The organism is Acinetobacter sp. NIPH1876 (assembly GCF_022808535.1).
GTDB lineage: Bacteria > Pseudomonadota > Gammaproteobacteria > Pseudomonadales > Moraxellaceae > Acinetobacter > Acinetobacter higginsii.
Map to the genome: position 1 here is coordinate 103,846 of NZ_JALGBR010000007.1, position 19,234 is coordinate 123,079.

Below are 19,234 nucleotides of genomic sequence, written 5' to 3' on the forward strand. Positions count from 1 at the left end.
ACTCAAGATGTTTCATTGAGGGAATTTGCATCACTTTGTGTGTTTTGATCATTGATCAAGCGATCTAATCTTAAAGTTTTTGTGTTTTCAAACAAATACTCAAGCTCTGCAATCGCACTAGGATAGTTTTCAAGGACATCTTGTTGATCATGGGACCAATGTTGCTGCATGAGCAGCTTTTCATCGTCCTGTTTAAAACGCTCAATTTGAATATGTGCATCTTCAACGGAGAGACCCGTTTCAATCAATGCCTGTTGTGCCATATTTAACGATGAAGCATAGGTTTCACGCCAAATATGTTGTATGCCTAAATCATTGAGTAAATGCGCATGATGGCGGTCACGTGCTCGTACAAACAGGGTTAAATCTGGATAGTTCAAACGTAGATGCCGCGCCAGATTCATACTGTCTTCAACATCATCAATTGCAATAATCAATAATTTACAATATTCAATGCCTGCAGCACGTAAGTTCTCGACTTGGGTGACATCGGCATCAAAGAAACGGTGCCCATATTGTTCGATAAAATCAGCGTCGGGTTGATTGCTATCAATGACACTGAATTGTTTGCTTTGAGCGTGTAAGGCCCGTGCGATGACTTGTCCAAAACGGCCAAAGCCCAAAATAAGAATCGGGTGTTGAGGGACATCGTCAATCTGTACTGACACCCTCTTCTGCAATTTTGGTAAAACTTTTGAATCAAATAACCAATACAGCAGTGGGGTCATTAGCATTGAACCACATACAATGAGTAAGGTCAGTTGCAGAAGATCTTTGGTCAGCAAGTTCTCGCTTTCTGCCAGTTTGAGTAAAATAAAACTGAGTTCACCACTTTGAGCCAAGATGATTGCAAACAGGGTACTGAGCTTGGCATGACGTTGTTGGTAATAGCTGATTGCTGTAACAACAGCAGCCTTGATCACAACTAAACCAAAGATTGATGCGATGATCAATAATGGTGTTTGGATAAGGGGTTGCAGTGAAAGCCCCAAGCCGATGGCCAGAAAAAATAGACCTGTTGCAGCATCTTTAAAGGGTTCAAGAATGCGTTCAACTTCACTTTTAAATTCTGTCTCTGCGAGTAATAAGCCTCCCAGAAATGCACCAATTAGAATATGGATATTTAAAATATCCATGATGAGGATGACAGAAAGAAAGACCAGTAAACTGAGGACAGGAATCAAATGAATACTGTGTTTACGGGCTAAAAAACGGAATGCCGGACGAACTAAATAGCGGCTGGCTAAGAATAATCCTGAAAATGTCGCGATGATTGCTGCAAAATAGGCAATGCCATGCCGTGTAGAAGCAGTGTCTTCAAGTAATGGAAATAACACAATCAAGATGACGGCAACAAAGGCTTGAAATTGCAAGGTTGCTAAAGTCGCTTGTCCTAATTTGTTATTGAGTTGCTGTTTTTTTTCTAGGAGTTGTAATGGTAAAGCGACTGCGGATAGCGCTAAAGCACATCCGAGAATCAGACTGGTTAGCACATCATTAAACAGTAAAAAACATGCGCCAATCACAACAAGAGTAATGATTAGGAGTTGTAATCCGCTGTTTTTTAGAATGCCTCTACGCTCGAGCCAAAGTTGTTGTGGTCGAAAAGCAAAACCGACAAATAACATGATTGCAATCATACCAAAATGTAGCAATTGCTCGATGAACTGAGGATTTTCAATCAGACCCGAAACACTGGAGCCAAGTAACAGTCCTGCAATCAGATAACCCAGAACAGTATTGGCGGCATAGCGTTTTGCTAATGGAACAAGAATTAAAGCCGCAGCCAGTAAAAAAATAATCGGTAGCAGTAAAGACATTGAATGCCTCAAATTTTTCTATTTTGTCTAGACTAACTCAAATGAGTCGTCTGTAAAAATATGATCTAAAAAGATGATATTGGAAAACGTTCGATGACTTGAACACGCTCAGACTAAGCCTCTAATTAAACTCTTGCGGATCAACATCAATCGATAGCCTTAGTAGATGCTGGCGAGGTAAGTGTACGACGTGTTGCCACCATTGGCGCAAATAAAAATGCAGTTTTGCTCGATCGCTAGACAAAATCACCATATGTGCACGATAACGGCCTGCTTTACGTTCCATCGGTGCGGGAATCGGTCCCCAAATGTCGACTAAATCTCCAGCCATTGTCCGTAATTGTTGTGCAATATCCGCTAAGAATTGCTGACTATAATCCCGATCTTTAGATTCAACCCGAACCAATACCGCATAGCGATAGGGTGGAAGGAGTGCGATTTTACGATCAGCCAGCATTTGTTTGGCGACTGTACGGTAGTCATGCTCAATTAAAGTGGTCAACATCGGGTGATCGGGGCGTAGGCTTTGTAAATAGACACTGCCTTTATGCTCGCCTCGACCAGCACGGCCGGCGACCTGTACAATCAGTTGTGCGGTACGTTCAGGCGCGCGCGGGTCAACACTGAGCAAGCCTGCATCAATATCTAAAATCGCAACGAGCGTCACATGTGGGAAATGGTGACCTTTGGCCAGCATCTGTGTACCCAACAAAATATTGGGTTTATTTTGCTGAATGTGATCATAAATTTTCTGCCAGCTACCCACTTTGCTGGTACTGTCACGATCGACCCGAATCACTTCATGGTGTGGGAATAACTCTTGTAAGTGTTCTTCAAGTTTTGCTGTGCCTGCACCAATGGTTTTTAAGCTTTGTTTCTGACATGCAGGACAATGATCAGGCAGGCGATTGATGGTGCCGCAGTGATGGCAATGTAAATAATGATAGGGCTGTGAATGCAAAGTAAAATGCGCATCACAATGTGGGCAGTTGGCTTGCCAACCACAGCTTTCACACATCAGGATCGGTGCATAGCCGCGTCGATTTAAAAAGATCAGCACTTGTTCTTTACGCTCCAAAGTATGCTTGATCTGTTCAATCAGGGTTTGACTGAGTCCGTGCTTCTTTTTTGCGATTTTTAAGTCTACGACATGCATCTTTGGCAGTACCGCCACGCCCGCCCGTTGATTTAACTCAAGCAAATGTAACTTGCCCGATTCTACCAAGTGATAACTGTCGATACTCGGTGTGGCAGAGCCGAGGATGACGGGGCAATTCTGCAAATGTCCACGATATAGGGCCACATCACGGGTATGGTAGCGAAAACCTTCTTGCTGCTTAAAAGAGAGATCATGTTCCTCATCCAAGATAATTAAACCCAGCTGAGGGAGTGGGGTGTAAATTGCAGAACGTGTACCAATAATAATCGAGGCTTTGCCCGTTTGCGCATGTTGCCACGCCTGCATGCGTTTTGAATCATTTAAGCCTGAATGTAGTAAGGCAACATCACAATGAAAGCGTGACTTAAAACGAGCGACCGTTTGCGGGGTTAAGCCAATTTCAGGTACCAGTACCAGCACCTGTTTACCTTGTTTTAATACCTCATACATGACTTGCAAATAGACTTCAGTTTTACCACTGCCAGTCAAACCATCCAATAAAAATGCTTGGTATTGATGCTGCACTTTGAGGATCTGTTGAATCGCTTTCTTTTGATCTTCGTTCGGTGTCAAAGGTACTTGCGCCAGTTGTACGGGCGTTGGGGTAAAATCATGCGGTTCAAGGCAGCATTCAACCAAGCCCTTTTTCTCCAAGGCTTTTAGGGTTGAGGTTTCTACACCACTTAGATTGAGCACATTTTCAGTGGTGCCATTGGGATGCAGTTTGAGAACCTGATAAGCATCATATTGTTTTTGTGAACGTTTTAATAAGGTATTGGGATCATCATGGGGAATGATCTTCCATAAATGAAACAGAATATCCAAGGCACGCCCTTGTCTTAATAAGGTAGGTAGAGCGCTTTGCATCACTTCACCAATCGGGAATTGGTAATATTGTGCTGACCATGTCAACAAAGTTAAAACTTGTTGGTCTAGAATCGTTTCCTGATCGAGTAATTCTGTGATGGCCTTAAGTTTGAATTGTCCTGTAAATACTTCGTGAGGATCTACTTTTTCAGTAATAATTCCCACGAGGTTTTGCCGCCCAAAAGAAATGGCAACGCGTGCACCGATTTGTGCCTGTGCATATTGCTCAGCACTGACTGTATAGTCAAAGGTGTCATACACATAGACGGGTATCGCGACTCGAATACGGTAGAGAATAGCGTTAGAATTTTGGCTAGGCATATAGGCTTCATTCATGGGTAAAATGGCATGACTGCATGTCATGGAATTATGCTAAAGTGCGAAGTGTTATGTCGATGAATTTCTTGTGAAACGCTCAGGTTTCACTTCAAACACGGATGCAACGGTAACAACAACTATTTTGGGACAATTAGAACAGAACCATGCCTGCTTATCAATTTACTGCGCTTGATGCCTCAGGAAAGCAACATAAAGGTGTGCTGGAAGGGGATTCTGCACGCCAAATTCGTCAACAGTTACGCGATAAAGCATGGACACCCATTGCAGTCGATGCGGTTGAGCAAAAAGACAAACAGCAACAACGTTCATGGTTTAAAAAAAGCTTTAGTGCCTATGATTTGGCATTAATGACCCGCCAGCTTTCTGTGTTAGTTGCTGCAGGTATTCCATTGGAAGAAGCCTTGCGTGCAGTGAGTAAACAAAGTGAAAAATCACATGTGCAAAACCTATTAATTGCCGTACGCTCTAAGGTTCTGGAAGGACATTCACTGGCGAAAAGTATGCAGCAATCGGGACGCTTTCCCGAACTGTATATTGCCACCGTTGCTGCAGGCGAGCGCTCAGGCCATCTTGATTTAATCTTAGATCAGTTGTCGGACTACACCGAAAATCGTTTTGCCATGCAGAAGAAAGTGCAGGGTGCAATGATCTATCCGATTGTACTGATGCTGATGTCTTTCGGGATCGTGATGGGTTTGATGACCTATGTCGTACCTGAAATCGTCAAGACCTTTGAACAAAGCAAAGAAGCCTTACCTTGGATTACGGTTGCCTTGATGAAAGCCAGTGCCTTTATTCGACATACTTGGTTGGGCATGCTTATTCTGGCCTTTATCGCGATGATCTTGTTTACCCGTTTTTTAAGAACCACGGCAGGACATTATGCATTTGACCGATTAACGCTCAGACTGCCACTATTTGGTAAACTTTCGCGTGGTATAAATGCGGCACGTTTTGCCAGTACCTTATCGATTCTAACCCGTTCAGGGGTGCCTTTGGTTGAAGCCCTCCGTATCGGTGCTGAAGTCAGTAATAACTGGGTGATTCGTGATGCGATTGAAGTGGCGATGGAGCGTGTAACAGAAGGTGGTAATTTGGCAACGCAATTGGAGCGTTGCGGTTATTTTCCACCAATGATGGTACAAATGATTCGAAGTGGTGAAGCGTCTGGTGAGCTGGATCGGATGTTGGATCGGGCATCGACCATGCAAGATCGTGAGGTCACTACCTTTATTTCCACATTACTGGCGTTACTCGAACCCTTGATGCTGATTTTTATGGCAGCAATTGTATTGGTGATTGTGATTGCGGTAATGTTGCCAATTATTAATATGAACAATATGATTTAATGAGTGACATGTAAGAGATGAATATGAATAATTCAATGAATAAGCACAATGTTGAACAAAGCTTGAATCCTGCCACTCGAAGCATAGCTTCTCGTCTTACGACCCGACCGAGCGCTGCTCGGTTTAATCGGGTCTCAGGATTTACACTCATTGAAGTGATGGTTGTTATTGTAATTCTTGGTGTTTTGGCTGCACTGATCGTTCCGAACGTGATGGGTCGTGGTGAAAAGGCCAAAGTGGATACCACCAGTATTACCTTAAAAGGTGTTGCGGGTGCTTTAGATCAATATAAGTTGGACAATGGTCGTTACCCATCGATGCAAGATGGTGGTCTAGATGCGTTGGTGAATCAACCTGCTTCTGCAAAGAACTGGTTACCGGGTGGTTATGTCAAAGGTGGCTATCCAAAAGACAGTTGGGAGAATGATTTACAGTATGTGATCCCAGGTCGTGAAGGTCGTGCATTTGATTTATATTCGTTTGGCGCGGATGGTAAAGAAGGTGGCGAAGGCAATGATGCGGATATTTATTATCAGCCATAATGCTTGAATAAAATATCACTTCACTTTTGTATTAAATAAATAGAGAGTGAAGTGATAATGTTTCTTAATTCAATAAAATAACATAACTATTTGAAAAATATAAAATGAATAAAATATTAAATATGTGAGAGTTATAATAAGAATTATTCCCATATTTGATAGTTACAAGAAAAAGAAATTATGCAGAAAAATAGACTATTTCTTTAGATCAAAGCTTTGCATAATAAATTAAAGCCATTGAAAAAAGATGTGGAGAAATCAGATGAAAGCATTCTTTATGTTGGATGAACTGAATCAGTTTCATTGGGCAATGCTTAAATCTGTATTGCTCATTTTAAGTTTATTGCCTTTTAGTGAAGCTGCTTTAACATTGTGGCAAGCTTCAGAAGGAAGTAGTCAAATCATGATCGGCTTTTTTGCACTGAGTATGTTGAGTGCATGGTTTGTATTGTGTTTTTTAAGTGCCTTAAAAACCAGTGTCTGGGATAACCATGAGCTGATTTCTAAATATGAACAGCTTGTATTTAAAGCCTATCGATATATTCCGATGCTGTTTTTATCGAGTCTCGTGGCGTATTTATCGGTGCAATTATCGATTAATTTCTAAGCCGAAGATATTCAAAAAAACGTAGACCAAAGATCTACGTTTTTTTATGGTCTAAAGTTAAATTGGTCGCACCAAGAGCATTGTCATTTTACGCACGATAGGTAGCACCAAGAGCAGCACAGGAAATGCGATCAGCCAAGAAATTCCCCATGCCGACATCCACGTTGCAAAAGAGAACTGCTCAAAACCCATACTTCTGAGCGTACTAATACAAGACACAATAAAAGTCATAATAATGGACAAGAAGAAGGGTAAAACAATGGATGCGTAACGATTAGGAATTTTTTGAAAATTAAAAGAAGAAGATTTTGAACTCTGCATTTTTTACTCCGTAAACCAACAAACGCCAGTGCCTGATCAAAGATAAAAATATCTTGATCAAATAGCTCCAAGCCTTGTTGGAGATATGTTGGCACGTTGATTAACGTAAACGTTTACGGCTTTATGATCAGCAAAATTAATTTAGCATGAAGTTGCTCAATTGAAAATAAAAATAAGCGTATTTATTGAGTCGGATAGATTCGCTATGCTGCAACTGGGCTTAAAAAGAGAGAAAAGGAAAAAGCATGCAACAGATCGAATGGAATGACTTTACCAAGGTTGAATTACGTGTGGGTAGAATCATTCAAGCGGAAGTGTTTCAACAAGCGCGAAAACCCGCTTATATTTTGCAGGTGGATTTTGGTGAAGAGCTGGGGATCAGAAAATCCAGTGCACAAATTACCAAGCTGTATCAGCCTGAGAGTTTGATTGGAAAATTGGTGGTTGCTGTGGTGAATTTCCCGAAAAAGCAGATTGGACCGATTCAGTCCGAATGTCTGGTGACAGGTTTTCATAATGCAGACGGGGATGTCGCGCTTTGTGTCCCAGAGTTTGATGTTCCTCTGGGCACAAAGTTACTGTAATTTATCGACGTGATTTGAAGCTAATATCAACTTTACGTGGACGATAGATCCAGCCTACGATTAATAAAAGCAATGAGAAAATCAAGATTGGGTAATCACTTAAACGATTGTAGAGTGTTTGCCCTTGCATGGCAGGTAATTCGCCACGTAACACGGCTTCTTGATCCATTGGCGCCTGTTTAACAATATGACCATGCTGATCGATAAATGCGGTCACACCTGTATTGGTGGCACGAATAAACCAACGACCATTTTCTTTGGCACGCATCTGTACCATTTGTAGATGTTGCCAAGGTCCCGCCGTCCCCGTGAACCATGCATCATTTGACACGGTGATTAAGAAGTCACTATTAGCGGCATTACGACGGGTCAGGTTTGGATAGGCTACTTCATAGCAAATGGCGGCTGCCAGTGCATGACCTTTTACAGTCAGCGGTTTTTGATTGGCTTCACCGCGTGAAAAACCACTCATGCTGACATCGTTCTGCATCGCAGGCAGTACCCATTTCAGCATGCCTGACAATGGAATATATTCGCCAAACGGTACTAAACGTTGTTTCTTATACAAGCCAAAGGAGTCGCTACCCGATGCCATAATACTGTTGTAATATAACGGCTCACCCACTTGCTGCGATTTGGCTAGATCCCAATAGGGAATACCTGTGACCCAAGCGCTATCGGTTTTCTTGGCTTGTGCCGACATTGCATCTAAGAACTCTTGAATATCGGTCTGGAACATTGGAATTGATGATTCAGGCCAAACGATGAGATCACGGCCCCATTCTGCGCGCGTCAGAGTGGCATAGATTTCTAAAGTTTTAATCTGATATTCAGTAAGCCATTTCAGATCTTGCGGAATATTCCCTTGAATCAGTGAAACACTCAGCGGCTTTGCTGCTTTAGGCTGCACAAATTGAATAAAACCAGCGCCCCAAGCACCTAATACGAGAAGTGCAGAAGGAATGGCCCAGAACCAACGACGGTTTAAAATCTCAACCAAGGCACAGGCCAATACAATCACGACAAATGAAACGGCATAGACCCCGAATAAAGGTGCATAGCCATCGAGTAAGCGTTCAGTAAAGGCATAACCTGCAAATAACCATGGGAAACCTGTGAATACCCAAGTTTTGGCCCACTCAAACAACACCCAGAGTGGCGCGAAAGTCAGCGGTGTTTCTGGGAAAAAGCGACGATACAACCAGGTTTGAAATGCGGTAAATAAGCCCATTGCGGCTGCCATAAAGACAATCATCAAAATGCTTAGAAAGGCATTGGTATCGCCATAGGTATGGATTGAGGTATACAGCCAGAACGCGCCGACAAACCATAAACCAAAACCATAGGCCCAACCGAGCGCAAAAGCTTGGCGTGGACTACGTTGACGTAATACCGCATACAATAGTGCAGGCGACAGAATCGCAAGCCACCAAAAGTAATAAGGGGCTAAAGCCAAACTAAAGATTGCACCTGAAATCAGTGCAATCAATAGGGGGAAAATAAAAGGAAGCTGAGTGTGTGTTTGAGATGGATTTAACAGCTTCTCAAAATAGGTTCTCATTGACGGACAGCTCGAATCAGATGGATAGTGCGTGCATCTGCTTCAATAATGGTAAATTGCCAATCGCCAAGCTCAATGGTTTGACCTTGTAAATCGCTCACTAAACCAATCTCTTGCAGCAGTAAACCGCCCATAGTTTCAACTTCATCGTCAGAAAAATCTGCATCTAAAATAGTGTTGAAGTGTTCGATTGGTGTAAGTGCCTGCACAATCCAAGTATTGGCTGTGGTCGGGTCATTGTCTGGGACGATATACAGTGCTTCTTCATCTGCAATATCGTGCTCATCTTCAATTTCACCGACAATCTCTTCGAGAATATCTTCGAGGGTAACCAAACCAGAAGTCGAGCCATATTCATCGATAACAATCGCAATATGGGTTTGGGTATTTTTCAACATGCGCAACACTTGGTCTGAACGTGCACTTTCAGGTACAAATACAGGCTGACGCATCAATGAACGAATATCGACTTTGACATTGCGCTCGGTTAAGAAGGGCAATAGATCTTTTGCTAATAAGATACCAACGACATTATCCGTTTGATCCGCAGAGAATACTGGAAAGCGTGAATGTGCAGAATCAATCAACACATGCAGAATATCAAGTAATTGATCATCTTCCTGCAAGCTGATAATCGCTGTACGCGGCGTCATGACTTCTCGAATCTTGGTTGCTGGCAGATCGAGAACACCCTCAAGCATAGCAACAGTATCTGGCTCTAAAAAGCGACGTGAGTCTTGAACTAACTTGAGTAATTCATCGCGGGTTTCAGGTGCGGTACCTAACCATTTTCTTAAGCCACGCATACCCCACGATGGACTGGATTCCTCGACCATGATCTTTCCTAAAGACTCTCTATATCAATTAGATGATTTTCATCATACCGAAGATAAAGCGGATATGCATCAATAATACTATGTAAAAAACGTACAGTTTTTCAAAACACTGTTGATGATTTTTATATGAGCGGTTTATGCTAAAATGTGAATCTTCGAATATTTGAGTTTTATGATGTCTGAACAACCAAAACTTCCTGCTGTTCAAATCAATACGCGAGGTTTACGTTGCCCTGAACCTGTGATGATGTTGCATCAAGCCATTCGCAAAGCCAAGTCGGGCGATATTGTTGAAGTATTGGCCACAGATCCGTCTACATCATGGGATATTCCAAAGTTTTGTATGCATCTCGGACACGAGTTGGTGTTAAAAGAAGAAAGCCAAGATGAAAATAGCAATACGGAATATCGTTATTTGGTGCAGAAGGGTTAACTGTCATTTCAGCCAAATAAAACAAAAGCATAAAAAAATCCGAGTCTAAACTCGGATTTTTTATTTTGAATTACATATTCGGATAGTTTGGACCACCGCCGCCTTCAGGGGTTACCCACGTAATGTTTTGTGATGGATCTTTGATATCACAAGTCTTACAGTGGACACAGTTGGCTGCGTTGATCTGGAAGCGTTTAGAACCGTCATCATTTTCCATGATTTCGTAAACACCTGCAGGGCAGTAGCGTTGAGCTGGCTCATCCCATTTCGGTAAGTTCACGTTCACTGGAATTGAAGGATCAGTTAACTTCAAATGAGCAGGCTGGTTTTCTTCATGTACGGTATTGGATACGAATACAGAAGATAAACGGTCAAAAGTTAACTTGCCATCTGGTTTTGGATAGTTTGGCTTAAACGTAGAAGCATCCACTGTTTTAAGCACGGCAAAGTCTTGTTTAAGATCATGCAAAGTGAATGGCACTTTAAAGATGTTTTGATCGATAAAGTTAAATGCACCACCCACCCATTGACCAAACTTGTGCATCGCTGGACCAAAGTTGCGTGAACGATATAACTCTTCTTTTAACCAAGAATTGTTATATTTGTCAGTATAAGCGGTCAACTCTTTGTCGAAATGGTCGTCGCCTTCGAGTACGCGTGCAATCGCAAGATCACCACCTTTGGCAACACCCGCCGCAATCGCTTCAAAGACTGCTTCACCACACAACATACCTGATTTCATTGCTGTGTGAGAGCCTTTGATTTTTGCGAAGTTCAAGAAACCAGCATCATCACCAATTAAGCAACCGCCCGGGAAAGTGAGTTTAGGCAATGCATTGAAGCCGCCTTTCACCACAGCACGTGCGCCGTATGAAATACGTTTGCCGCCTTCAAGGAATTGCTTGATGGTTGGGTGTGTTTTCCAACGTTGCATTTCCATGAATGGGTACATGTGTGGATTTTCATAAGATAAATCTACGATCATGCCCATGGTAACTTGATTGTTTTCTGCGTGATATAACCACCAACCACCAGTAGAACCTGTTTCAGACAAAGGCCAACCAGCGCCATGCATCACTAAACCTGGTTTGTGTTTTGCAGGATCAATTTCCCAAAGTTCTTTAATGCCGATACCGTAATGTTGCGGATCAGCATCTTTATCTAAATTGTATTTGGCAATCAGGCGCTTACCAAGGTGGCCGCGGCAGCCTTCAGCAAATAATGTGTATTTGGCATGCAGTTCATAGCCAGGTGTGAAGTTATGGGTTGGCTCACCATTTTTGCCAATCCCCATATCACCTGTTTGGATGCCTTTTACCGTACCATCTTCATGGTAAAGCACTTCAGCGGCAGCAAAGCCTGGGAAGATTGAAACTTCAAGTTCTTCGGCTTTTTGACCTAACCAGCGAACAACGTTACCAAGAGAAACCACATAGTTTCCATCGTTGTGCATTGATTTAGGCACCATCCAATGCGGCATTTTTTGTGCTTTGCTATCAGACAATAAGAAATATGTTTCGTCGCCTGTTACAGGGACATTCAGTGGCGCACCTTCTTCTTTCCAGTTCGGAAATAATTCGTTCATGGCACGTGGTTCAAGTACAGCACCAGAAAGGATATGCGCACCTACTTCAGAGCCTTTTTCAACAACACATACAGAAAGATCAGGTAGGTTGTTTTCAATCGCTAATTGACGAATTTTAATCGCAGCAGATAAACCCGAAGGTCCTGCGCCAACGATCACTACGTCAAACTCCATCGCTTCACGTTCGATGTGTTCCATGTAGGACTCCTCATATTTTTAAGGGTGGCAACCGTAATATTGCGATTCGGTGCTGCCATGAGTGTTCTGAATTGCCGAACACAAATGATAGTATGTGCTCGCAAACGTTTGGGCTAGTATAGTTTTAAACCTTGGTCTCGCCAATTGGCTGAGCGGTCATATTTTCTCGTCATCAAGGCATAAACTATGATAAATGAAAATGATTCTCCACAAAACCCTTTAGAAAATCAGGGAAAAATCATGTTTTCTGATGATAAAAACTTAATCGACATTGCACAATACATAAAAGATGTACAGCAAAGTCACAAAAGGTCAATTCCTCCATTGGAGCAGTGGCATCCAAAGCATTGCGGCAAAATGGATCTACGCATAAAAGCCAATGGCGAATGGTGGCACGAAGGTCAATTGGTCAAACGACAAGCGCTACTCGACCTGTTTAGCAAAGTCTTGTGGAAAGAAGATGGCAAATTCTATCTTAAAACCCCAGTTGAACAGATTGAAATTGAAGTCGAAGATGAGCCTTTGCTCGTTAATCAGGCAGATCAGGTGGAAATCGAAGGTAAAACCTATTTGCAGCTGACGACGATCAATCAGGATGTGGTGATTGTTGATGAGCAACATCCCATTTTTATGCGTGAATATGACGGTGAGTTAAGGCCCTATGTACATGTTCGCTTTGGTATGAATGCCTTGATTCAACGTCAGAGTTTTTATCATCTCGTGAACTACGGCAGTTTGTCTGAAAATGCGCAGGGCGAGACGGTTTTAACACTAAAAAGTGGTGATTTGGTCTTGCATTTGAGCACCTGAGGTTTAAGCTTAAAAGAGCGAATAAACCAATGCCTAAGTGTGTATGACAGCTGTTCAATCGATGCCTCTTTTACTCAATCCTATGCCACATGCGTCATCAGATGCGCCTATTGGTGTCTTTGATTCAGGGGTAGGTGGATTGTCGGTTGCGCAGGAGATTGCCCGACATTTACCCAATGAGCGGATTATCTACTATGCAGATACGGCACATGTCCCGTATGGGGCACGTAGCGATCAGGAAATCCGCCAGCTCACCGCTCAAGCGATTGAATGGCTGTATCGTCAAGGCTGCAAAATTGCGGTAGTCGCATGTAATACAGCTTCGGCATTTAGTTTGGATTATTTACGTGACCATTATGGTGAACGATTTCCAATTGTTGGTTTAGTGCCTGCATTGAAACCCGCAGTGATCCAAACCCAGTCAAAAGTTGTAGCAGTACTGGCGACACCTGCAACCTTTCGCGGTCAGTTGATTAAAGATGTCATCGCTAAATTTGCGGAGCCTGCTGGGGTTAATGTTTTAACAGTGACGAATTTAGACTTGGTGCCGTTTGTAGAAGCGGGTCAGGAGATGAGTCAGGCGTGTTTAAATGTCTTGCAACAGATACTTCAACCTGTGGTTGAGCAGGGGGCTGATTATTTAGTGTTGGGATGCACGCACTATCCATTTCTAAAACAAGCGATTCATCAGATTTTTGCAGAAAAATTAAAATTAATTGATTCTGGACAAGCAGTTGCACGACAAACAACCTATATTTTAATTAAAAATGGGTTATTATGTGACAAATTGCGTCATAATATTACACGTATTGAATGTTATGTCAGTGGTAACAATGCTGTCGCACTGCAATCAGTCCTTCAGCACCTTATACCAGAACAATTAACATGGAAAGTTAGAAATTTGGACGATCTAGGTGTTTCTCATATCTAAATTGAGCCAGTTTTATATATTTTATTGGGGTTAGCTGTTAATAAAAATCAAGATGCATACTTGATATTATTGATAAATGAATTGGGGCTTCGCCTATGCAAGATACTCGTTATCAAGTCTTTATTTCTACCTCTGGCAATGAAATGCAACCGGAGCGAGCGGTTTTGGCACAAACTCTTGTGGGAATGGGATTCCTGTCTTGGGGTTTAGAGCAACGTACGCCTTTAAGTACCTCGATTGCCCGTCGTCAAATTGATGATTGTGATTATGTGGTGATTCTCTTGGGTAGCCAATATGGCGAGCAGTCGGTTTCAGGTGTGGGCTATATGCATCTGGAATATATTTATGCGATGACCAAACAGAAGCCCGTCATCGTATTTATGCATGAAGATCCGGAATCGCGTGATACAAAATTGCATGATCATAAATCTGAGTTAAAAGAAAAATTTAAAGAGTTTAGAAAGCAGCTTCAACATGAAGTTGACCAAGTCTTTTGTTATCGCACATTAAGAGATTTAGAGTTGGCAGTGCGTTCAAGTATGCCGCAGATGTTAGAGCGTTATCCTGTCGTGGGTTGGGTGCGTCCGCAAAACACACAGGTACTACGTGATGAAATTGATGCATTGCGAGCCAAAGTCAAACAGCTGGAAACAGAGCTCGGTAATCGTGAAACAGATCCATTGACCAATGTTGCTAAAGTTTCGATGCATGAACTGTATTCTTTTGAGTACCGCATGCATGCTTATCAAGATGGTAATTTCAAAGAAGTTAAACCGCATCGTAAAATGACGTGGGCACAATTACTGAATGTTTTGGGCTCGGCTTTTGTCATTCCAACACCTGAAGAATATTTTTCTAAACGCATGAATGAATATCTAAATGAAACGGGTTTGGAGGATGCACGCAAAGAGATGCCAAGAGCACATGCGGTTTCTCGTGCTCAAGTCAATATTCGGGCGTTGCATGAAATTAAATTGCAGATGCGTCAAAATGAATGGATCATGCCGACAGGACGTGATGATCGTCAGCGTATGCTGTGGCAACTGACAGCAAAAGGGCAGAAATTATTGGAAAGTAATGTTTTGGACAGTAATCGGGTTTTTCAATTTAAGACCATGCATTAATCCAATTTAGAAAAAAGCCTTAAAACTGCTAAAGTAATTGAATGAACTCAATGAAAAGCGGATGCGGTCTATGTTAGCAACACAAAAACCAAAAGTGACTGTGATTCTGGCCAATCTTGGTACACCAGATGCAGCCACTGTGCCAGCAGTAAGACGCTTTCTAAAGCAATTTTTGTCAGATACGCGTGTGATTGAAATTCCCAAGTTGCTTTGGTGGATCATCCTGCACTTATTTGTCCTGACCTTTCGTCCAAAACGTGTGGCTGAAGCTTATGCTTCGGTTTGGTCAAATGACTCGCCAATGCGTGAAATTGTATTGGAACAAACACTGCTGATTAAGCAGCGTCTACAAGAAGAAAATCATCAGTTTGAGCTTAGCGTTGTCCCTGCAATGACCTATGGTCAACCCAGTATTCATGATGTACTTGATCAACTGGCGCAAACGCCACAAGAGCATGTCATTTTACTACCCCTGTTCCCACAATATTCTGCGACCTCAACTGCACCTTTATACGATGCCTTTGCCAAATGGATTCCCCAGCAACGTCATTTGCCAGGCATTACCTTGATTAAGGATTATTATCAGCATCCTCTGTTTATACAGGCATTGGTAGATAGCGTATTAAATTATCAATTGCAGCATGGAAAACCTGAAAAATTACTCATGTCGTTCCACGGTATTCCTCAGCCTTATGCCGATAAAGGTGATCCTTATGCTGATCGTTGTCGAATGACTGCGCGTCTCGTTGCGGAGGCTTTACATCTGCAAGAGCATGAATGGGCGATTAGCTTCCAGTCAAGATTTGGTAAGCAAGAGTGGGTCAAACCGTATACCGACCAACTATTGCAACAATGGGGCGAGCAAAAAGTTCAGTCCGTACAGGTGATTAGTCCTGCATTTTCAGCCGATTGTCTGGAAACGCTGGAAGAGTTGGCAATGCAGAATAAAGAAATTTTCCAGCATGCGGGTGGTGGGGCATATGCCTATATTCCTGCCTTGAATGCGGATCAGGCGCATATAGATTTGCTTGCCAGTCTGGTTCAGGCTAATCTTGATGCACTCACTCATACCTTAGCCCATCGTTGAATCGACGCTTTATTTCGCCAGAGGTTTCTATGTTGCAAGTCAAAATTGTCCCTGTTACTGCATTTGCCCAAAACTGTTCAATCTTATGGGACAGTGAAAGCAAAGAAGCGATTTTGATTGATGCGGGTGGTGATGCTGCGGTACTTAAAAAAGAAGTAGAAACTTTGGGCTTAAAAGTGAAAGCACTATGGTTGACCCATGGGCATTTGGATCATGCAGGTGCAGTCGGTGAGTTGGCTGAAGCTTGGAAGATCCCTGTGATTGGTCCGCATAAAGAAGACCAGTTCTGGTTAGACATGATTCAGGAAGTTTCGGCACGTTATGGTTTTCCAATCCCACAGCCTGTAAAAGTTGATCAGTGGCTCGAAGGTGGTGAAGTATTAAAGCTGGGTGAGGACGAGTTTGAGGTTCGTTTTGCCCCAGGGCATACCCCAGGCCATGTCATGTTCTATAACGCCAAGCATGGCTTATTGTGGACGGGTGACGTACTGTTTAAAGGTTCGATTGGACGGACTGACTTCCCAAAAGGCAACCACCAACAGCTACTAGATTCGATTCAACGCGAATGCTTTAGCTTGCCAGATGAAACGCAATTTATCTCAGGTCATGGTCCGATGAGCACCATCGGTTATGAAAAGCAATTCAATCCTTTTGTGGCAAGCAAAGCGGGTTAATTGGGTATTGAGCCTGTGTATAAATTAGTGTTTATACACAGGTTAAGCCTGTTTTATTGCTGACTAAATGCTTTCTAGCCATTTTTGATTGGCTAAGTTCAAATCAAAATTCAAACTATTACAAATACTTTGTAGATCAAAAGATGCTTTATCTTCTGGGATCTGAATCAAAATTGGTAGACGGGTAATACCATTGTCTCCTGTCGGGAAGGCATAATGCCGTTCTTTATGATTGATTGAAATCAGTGATTCAAATTCTAAATACACGATCAGTGATGGAAAGCGCCGTTGAATGCGAATAATTTCTTGATGGGCATGTCTTTTGATCTGTGAGGTTTTCTCTTTTAACTTAATAATATTATCTTTTATTTTCTGTGGTTTATTTAGTAGCTTATTGAGAAAAGACACACTTTGTTTCAGTTGACGCTGATTCTCTTTTAACTCTGAAAATGCATCTTTATATTCTTGCAAACAACTAATGCTTAAGTCTTTGAGAATATTGGTCGGCTCTAATGCTGCTGTATGGTGCTTTTTCCAGTCATCATAAGAAAACACGGTAAATACATCGCTATGGCGTTTTTGCAATAATGTGGCGTAGGATTTAAGTCGCGCGATAAATAGATTGACCTGTTTATTTAAGATAATTGAAGGTTGTGATTGAAAGGCAATAAAATGGCTAATCAGATCATCCAAGGTTTGTTTGACGCTAATGTAAAGATAATGACATTCATCACTATGATGCACTGCATGTTTTAAAGCATCTGCGATCGGTTCAAGAATATTGAGACAGAGTTTCTGTTCAAAATCAATCAGTCTTTGTTCAACTAGCTTCTCAATAAAGACGCCGTGGGGATTGAGTGGTTCCATCAAAAAGGGAATCAGGGTTTTATTGGCATAAAGCTCGATATGACGAACAATATCAGAGACATAGTGATTGACTTGTTTATCAATCGTAATGATGTGATCCATTTGCCATCGGAATTGCTGATGCTGTGATTCATCTTCGATTTGGTCTAAAGCTAAAAAAGCAGCATTGAAGTAAATATTTTCACAAGCTTCAAATTTTTCTTCCTGCAAAAAGCGTCGAATTGAAAAAGTATTTGCGATACCTTCTTTGCTCGGTGCGAGTGCAAAGATATATTGAGACGTTTTAACAATATCAAGCTGTTTTGTTTTTTGCTGTTGATATAAAAAATATTTAAGAATATGTGGCTTTTCTTCGCGTAACTGATGAGAACGAATAATATTAAAGGAATATTTGAGTAGCTGTTGTTTCAAAAATACTTCAGTAATAAAGGTTTTGATGACATCTGTATTGATATGTCTTTGATTGGCGGGTAATTGAATGACTTCTTTCTGCAAAATGATATGTGCAGAGGCATAGATGAATTCTTTTAACACCTGTTTTTTCTGTTCTTGTAGATCAAAGTCATCTTCTGTATTGATGCGGTTAATCTGACCGAGCATATTCTCTAAATAGTCGGAGATGGCATAGATATCTTGGTATTGTTTTAATTTTTCCAAAGAATTGGCAATGCTTTTGACTAACACTTTCATGGGCGCATCTTGAATTTTTTCTGCCAATAGATGGATGTCATGCTTGGCAAGATAACAAAAACTGTGCTCTTTTCGATTCCAGTGAATCTTTTTGAGTTGCAAAATCTGCTGACAGATATTTTCATGGTCTTCAGCAGTGCAGGTGGAAAAAAGTGTTTGTAAACTGAGCTGCCAATTGGCATCTAGATTTGGATCAATTTGAGTGACTAAAACCCTGAGCTGATAAGGAATAGATTGATTCATTATTACATCCTAGTAAGTCTAAATATTTTTATTAAACAAACTGATCCCTATAAAATTTTGATTAAGGTTGGACCAGTATGAGATATAAGTTGTCGTGAGTTATTTGCTATTTTTATTCATTACAATGTTTGAGTTAAGATTTGCACAAGGTCAAAAAAAAGTAAATTACTGTGATGTAATTCACATATCTAAAATGTGTAAATTTTTATTAAAATGCATCAATCTGGATTGGGGAAAAACTTTCTAATGGTTGAAAGAATGAAGATGATTAATCTTCATAATCATCTTCATTGCGTTTTTGATCTGCTTGTGGCGCATCCTGAGTCGGGAGTTTGTATTCATCACTGGCCCAAGCACCGAGATCAATCAATTTGCAGCGTTCCGAACAGAAAGGACGAAATTGATTACCTTCCCAAGTGCTGGCTTCACCGCAACGCGGGCAGGGGAATGTACGTGGCATAGAAAATTCCTAAAACAAAGAGGGTTTGTTGACATTTCAACCATGCATTGCGTTATTAGCTCAAACGACATAAACAAGGCATGAAACGTAGACAATGGCGATTCCCTTGTCAAGTTTCATAACGAAGTTTAGGGAGGTTTTAGCCAT

The 19,234-nt window shown here is 41.6% G+C and carries 18 protein-coding genes; 10 read left to right on the forward strand and 8 right to left on the reverse strand.

The features are described 5' to 3' along the window. Window positions 1-2: 2 nt before the first annotated feature. Window positions 3-1,820, reverse strand: a complete 1,818-nt coding sequence (locus MN869_RS08815) for a cation:proton antiporter (protein WP_243307234.1) — start codon at window positions 1,818-1,820, stop codon at window positions 3-5. Between the two features lie 121 nt (window positions 1,821-1,941). Then, on the reverse strand, window positions 1,942-4,182 hold the full coding sequence (locus MN869_RS08820; protein WP_241304882.1) for a primosomal protein N': 2,241 nt from the start codon (window positions 4,180-4,182) through the stop codon (window positions 1,942-1,944). Window positions 4,183-4,328: 146 nt separating this feature from the next. On the opposite strand from MN869_RS08820, the gene gspF reads away from it, so the two are divergent. The 3 genes from gspF to MN869_RS08835 all read left to right on the forward strand — a co-directional run bounded on the left by gspF (window position 4,329) and on the right by MN869_RS08835 (window position 6,683). After that, window positions 4,329-5,534, forward strand: a complete 1,206-nt coding sequence (gene gspF, locus MN869_RS08825) for a type II secretion system inner membrane protein GspF (protein WP_005200431.1) — start codon at window positions 4,329-4,331, stop codon at window positions 5,532-5,534. A gap of 17 nt (window positions 5,535-5,551) precedes the next feature. Then, window positions 5,552-6,076 carry a type II secretion system major pseudopilin GspG gene (gene gspG, locus MN869_RS08830; RefSeq protein ID WP_081400826.1) on the forward strand — a complete coding sequence of 175 codons (525 nt, stop codon included), beginning with the start codon at window positions 5,552-5,554 and terminating at the stop codon, window positions 6,074-6,076. A 262-nt stretch (window positions 6,077-6,338) separates the two neighbouring features. Further along, entirely contained in the window at window positions 6,339-6,683 is a 345-nt protein-coding gene (locus MN869_RS08835; protein WP_241286971.1) for a hypothetical protein, read from the forward strand. A 57-nt stretch (window positions 6,684-6,740) separates the two neighbouring features. On the opposite strand, the gene MN869_RS08840 is transcribed toward MN869_RS08835, so the two are convergent. After that, on the reverse strand, window positions 6,741-7,004 hold the full coding sequence (locus tag MN869_RS08840; protein WP_241304837.1) for a DUF2798 domain-containing protein: 264 nt from the start codon (window positions 7,002-7,004) through the stop codon (window positions 6,741-6,743). 245 nt (window positions 7,005-7,249) lie between these two features. Here MN869_RS08840 and MN869_RS08845 point away from each other — a divergent pair, with 245 nt between their 5' ends. Then, complete coding sequence (locus MN869_RS08845) at window positions 7,250-7,588, forward strand: tRNA-binding protein (RefSeq protein ID WP_032812754.1); 339 nt, start codon at window positions 7,250-7,252, stop codon at window positions 7,586-7,588. Window position 7,589: 1 nt separating this feature from the next. On the opposite strand, the gene lnt is transcribed toward MN869_RS08845, so the two are convergent. Together lnt and MN869_RS08855 are read right to left on the reverse strand one after the other, a co-directional pair. Further along, window positions 7,590-9,149: an apolipoprotein N-acyltransferase gene (lnt, locus tag MN869_RS08850; RefSeq protein WP_241304838.1), complete on the reverse strand. Its 1,560-nt coding sequence runs from the start codon at window positions 9,147-9,149 to the stop codon at window positions 7,590-7,592. Further along, window positions 9,146-9,985 carry a CBS domain-containing protein gene (locus MN869_RS08855; protein ID WP_004802396.1) on the reverse strand — a complete coding sequence of 280 codons (840 nt, stop codon included), beginning with the start codon at window positions 9,983-9,985 and terminating at the stop codon, window positions 9,146-9,148. Before MN869_RS08855 ends, lnt begins: the two co-directional genes overlap by 4 nt. Before the next feature lie 175 nt (window positions 9,986-10,160). Here MN869_RS08855 and tusA point away from each other — a divergent pair, with 175 nt between their 5' ends. Beyond that, window positions 10,161-10,418, forward strand: coding sequence for a sulfurtransferase TusA (gene tusA, locus MN869_RS08860; protein ID WP_004802398.1), 258 nt, complete (start codon window positions 10,161-10,163; stop codon window positions 10,416-10,418). A 70-nt stretch (window positions 10,419-10,488) separates the two neighbouring features. Here the strand turns inward: tusA and MN869_RS08865 are convergent, their stop codons facing one another. After that, a complete protein-coding gene (locus MN869_RS08865; protein ID WP_241304839.1) occupies window positions 10,489-12,201 on the reverse strand; it encodes an electron transfer flavoprotein-ubiquinone oxidoreductase in 1,713 nt (570 codons plus the stop codon). Between the two features lie 186 nt (window positions 12,202-12,387). Here MN869_RS08865 and MN869_RS08870 point away from each other — a divergent pair, with 186 nt between their 5' ends. From MN869_RS08870 to MN869_RS08890, 5 genes are all read left to right on the forward strand, one after another. After that, complete coding sequence (locus MN869_RS08870) at window positions 12,388-13,011, forward strand: DUF1285 domain-containing protein (RefSeq protein WP_033133222.1); 624 nt, start codon at window positions 12,388-12,390, stop codon at window positions 13,009-13,011. 43 nt (window positions 13,012-13,054) lie between these two features. Next, the gene (gene murI, locus MN869_RS08875) at window positions 13,055-13,942 is read left to right on the forward strand and encodes a glutamate racemase (RefSeq protein ID WP_033133223.1); all 888 of its coding nucleotides are present in this window, start codon (window positions 13,055-13,057) and stop codon (window positions 13,940-13,942) included. A gap of 95 nt (window positions 13,943-14,037) precedes the next feature. Further along, window positions 14,038-15,066 carry a DUF4062 domain-containing protein gene (locus MN869_RS08880; protein WP_004802409.1) on the forward strand — a complete coding sequence of 343 codons (1,029 nt, stop codon included), beginning with the start codon at window positions 14,038-14,040 and terminating at the stop codon, window positions 15,064-15,066. 70 nt (window positions 15,067-15,136) lie between these two features. Beyond that, on the forward strand, window positions 15,137-16,153 hold the full coding sequence (gene hemH, locus MN869_RS08885) for a ferrochelatase (protein ID WP_241272417.1): 1,017 nt from the start codon (window positions 15,137-15,139) through the stop codon (window positions 16,151-16,153). Between the two features lie 29 nt (window positions 16,154-16,182). After that, a complete protein-coding gene (locus MN869_RS08890) occupies window positions 16,183-16,827 on the forward strand; it encodes an MBL fold metallo-hydrolase (RefSeq protein WP_005200394.1) in 645 nt (214 codons plus the stop codon). A gap of 63 nt (window positions 16,828-16,890) precedes the next feature. On the opposite strand, the gene MN869_RS08895 is transcribed toward MN869_RS08890, so the two are convergent. Together MN869_RS08895 and MN869_RS08900 are read right to left on the reverse strand one after the other, a co-directional pair. Continuing rightward, window positions 16,891-18,627 carry a hypothetical protein gene (locus tag MN869_RS08895; RefSeq protein ID WP_241304840.1) on the reverse strand — a complete coding sequence of 579 codons (1,737 nt, stop codon included), beginning with the start codon at window positions 18,625-18,627 and terminating at the stop codon, window positions 16,891-16,893. Between the two features lie 268 nt (window positions 18,628-18,895). Continuing rightward, the gene (locus tag MN869_RS08900; protein WP_004802417.1) at window positions 18,896-19,087 is read right to left on the reverse strand and encodes a DNA gyrase inhibitor YacG; all 192 of its coding nucleotides are present in this window, start codon (window positions 19,085-19,087) and stop codon (window positions 18,896-18,898) included. Window positions 19,088-19,234: the final 147 nt, after the last annotated feature.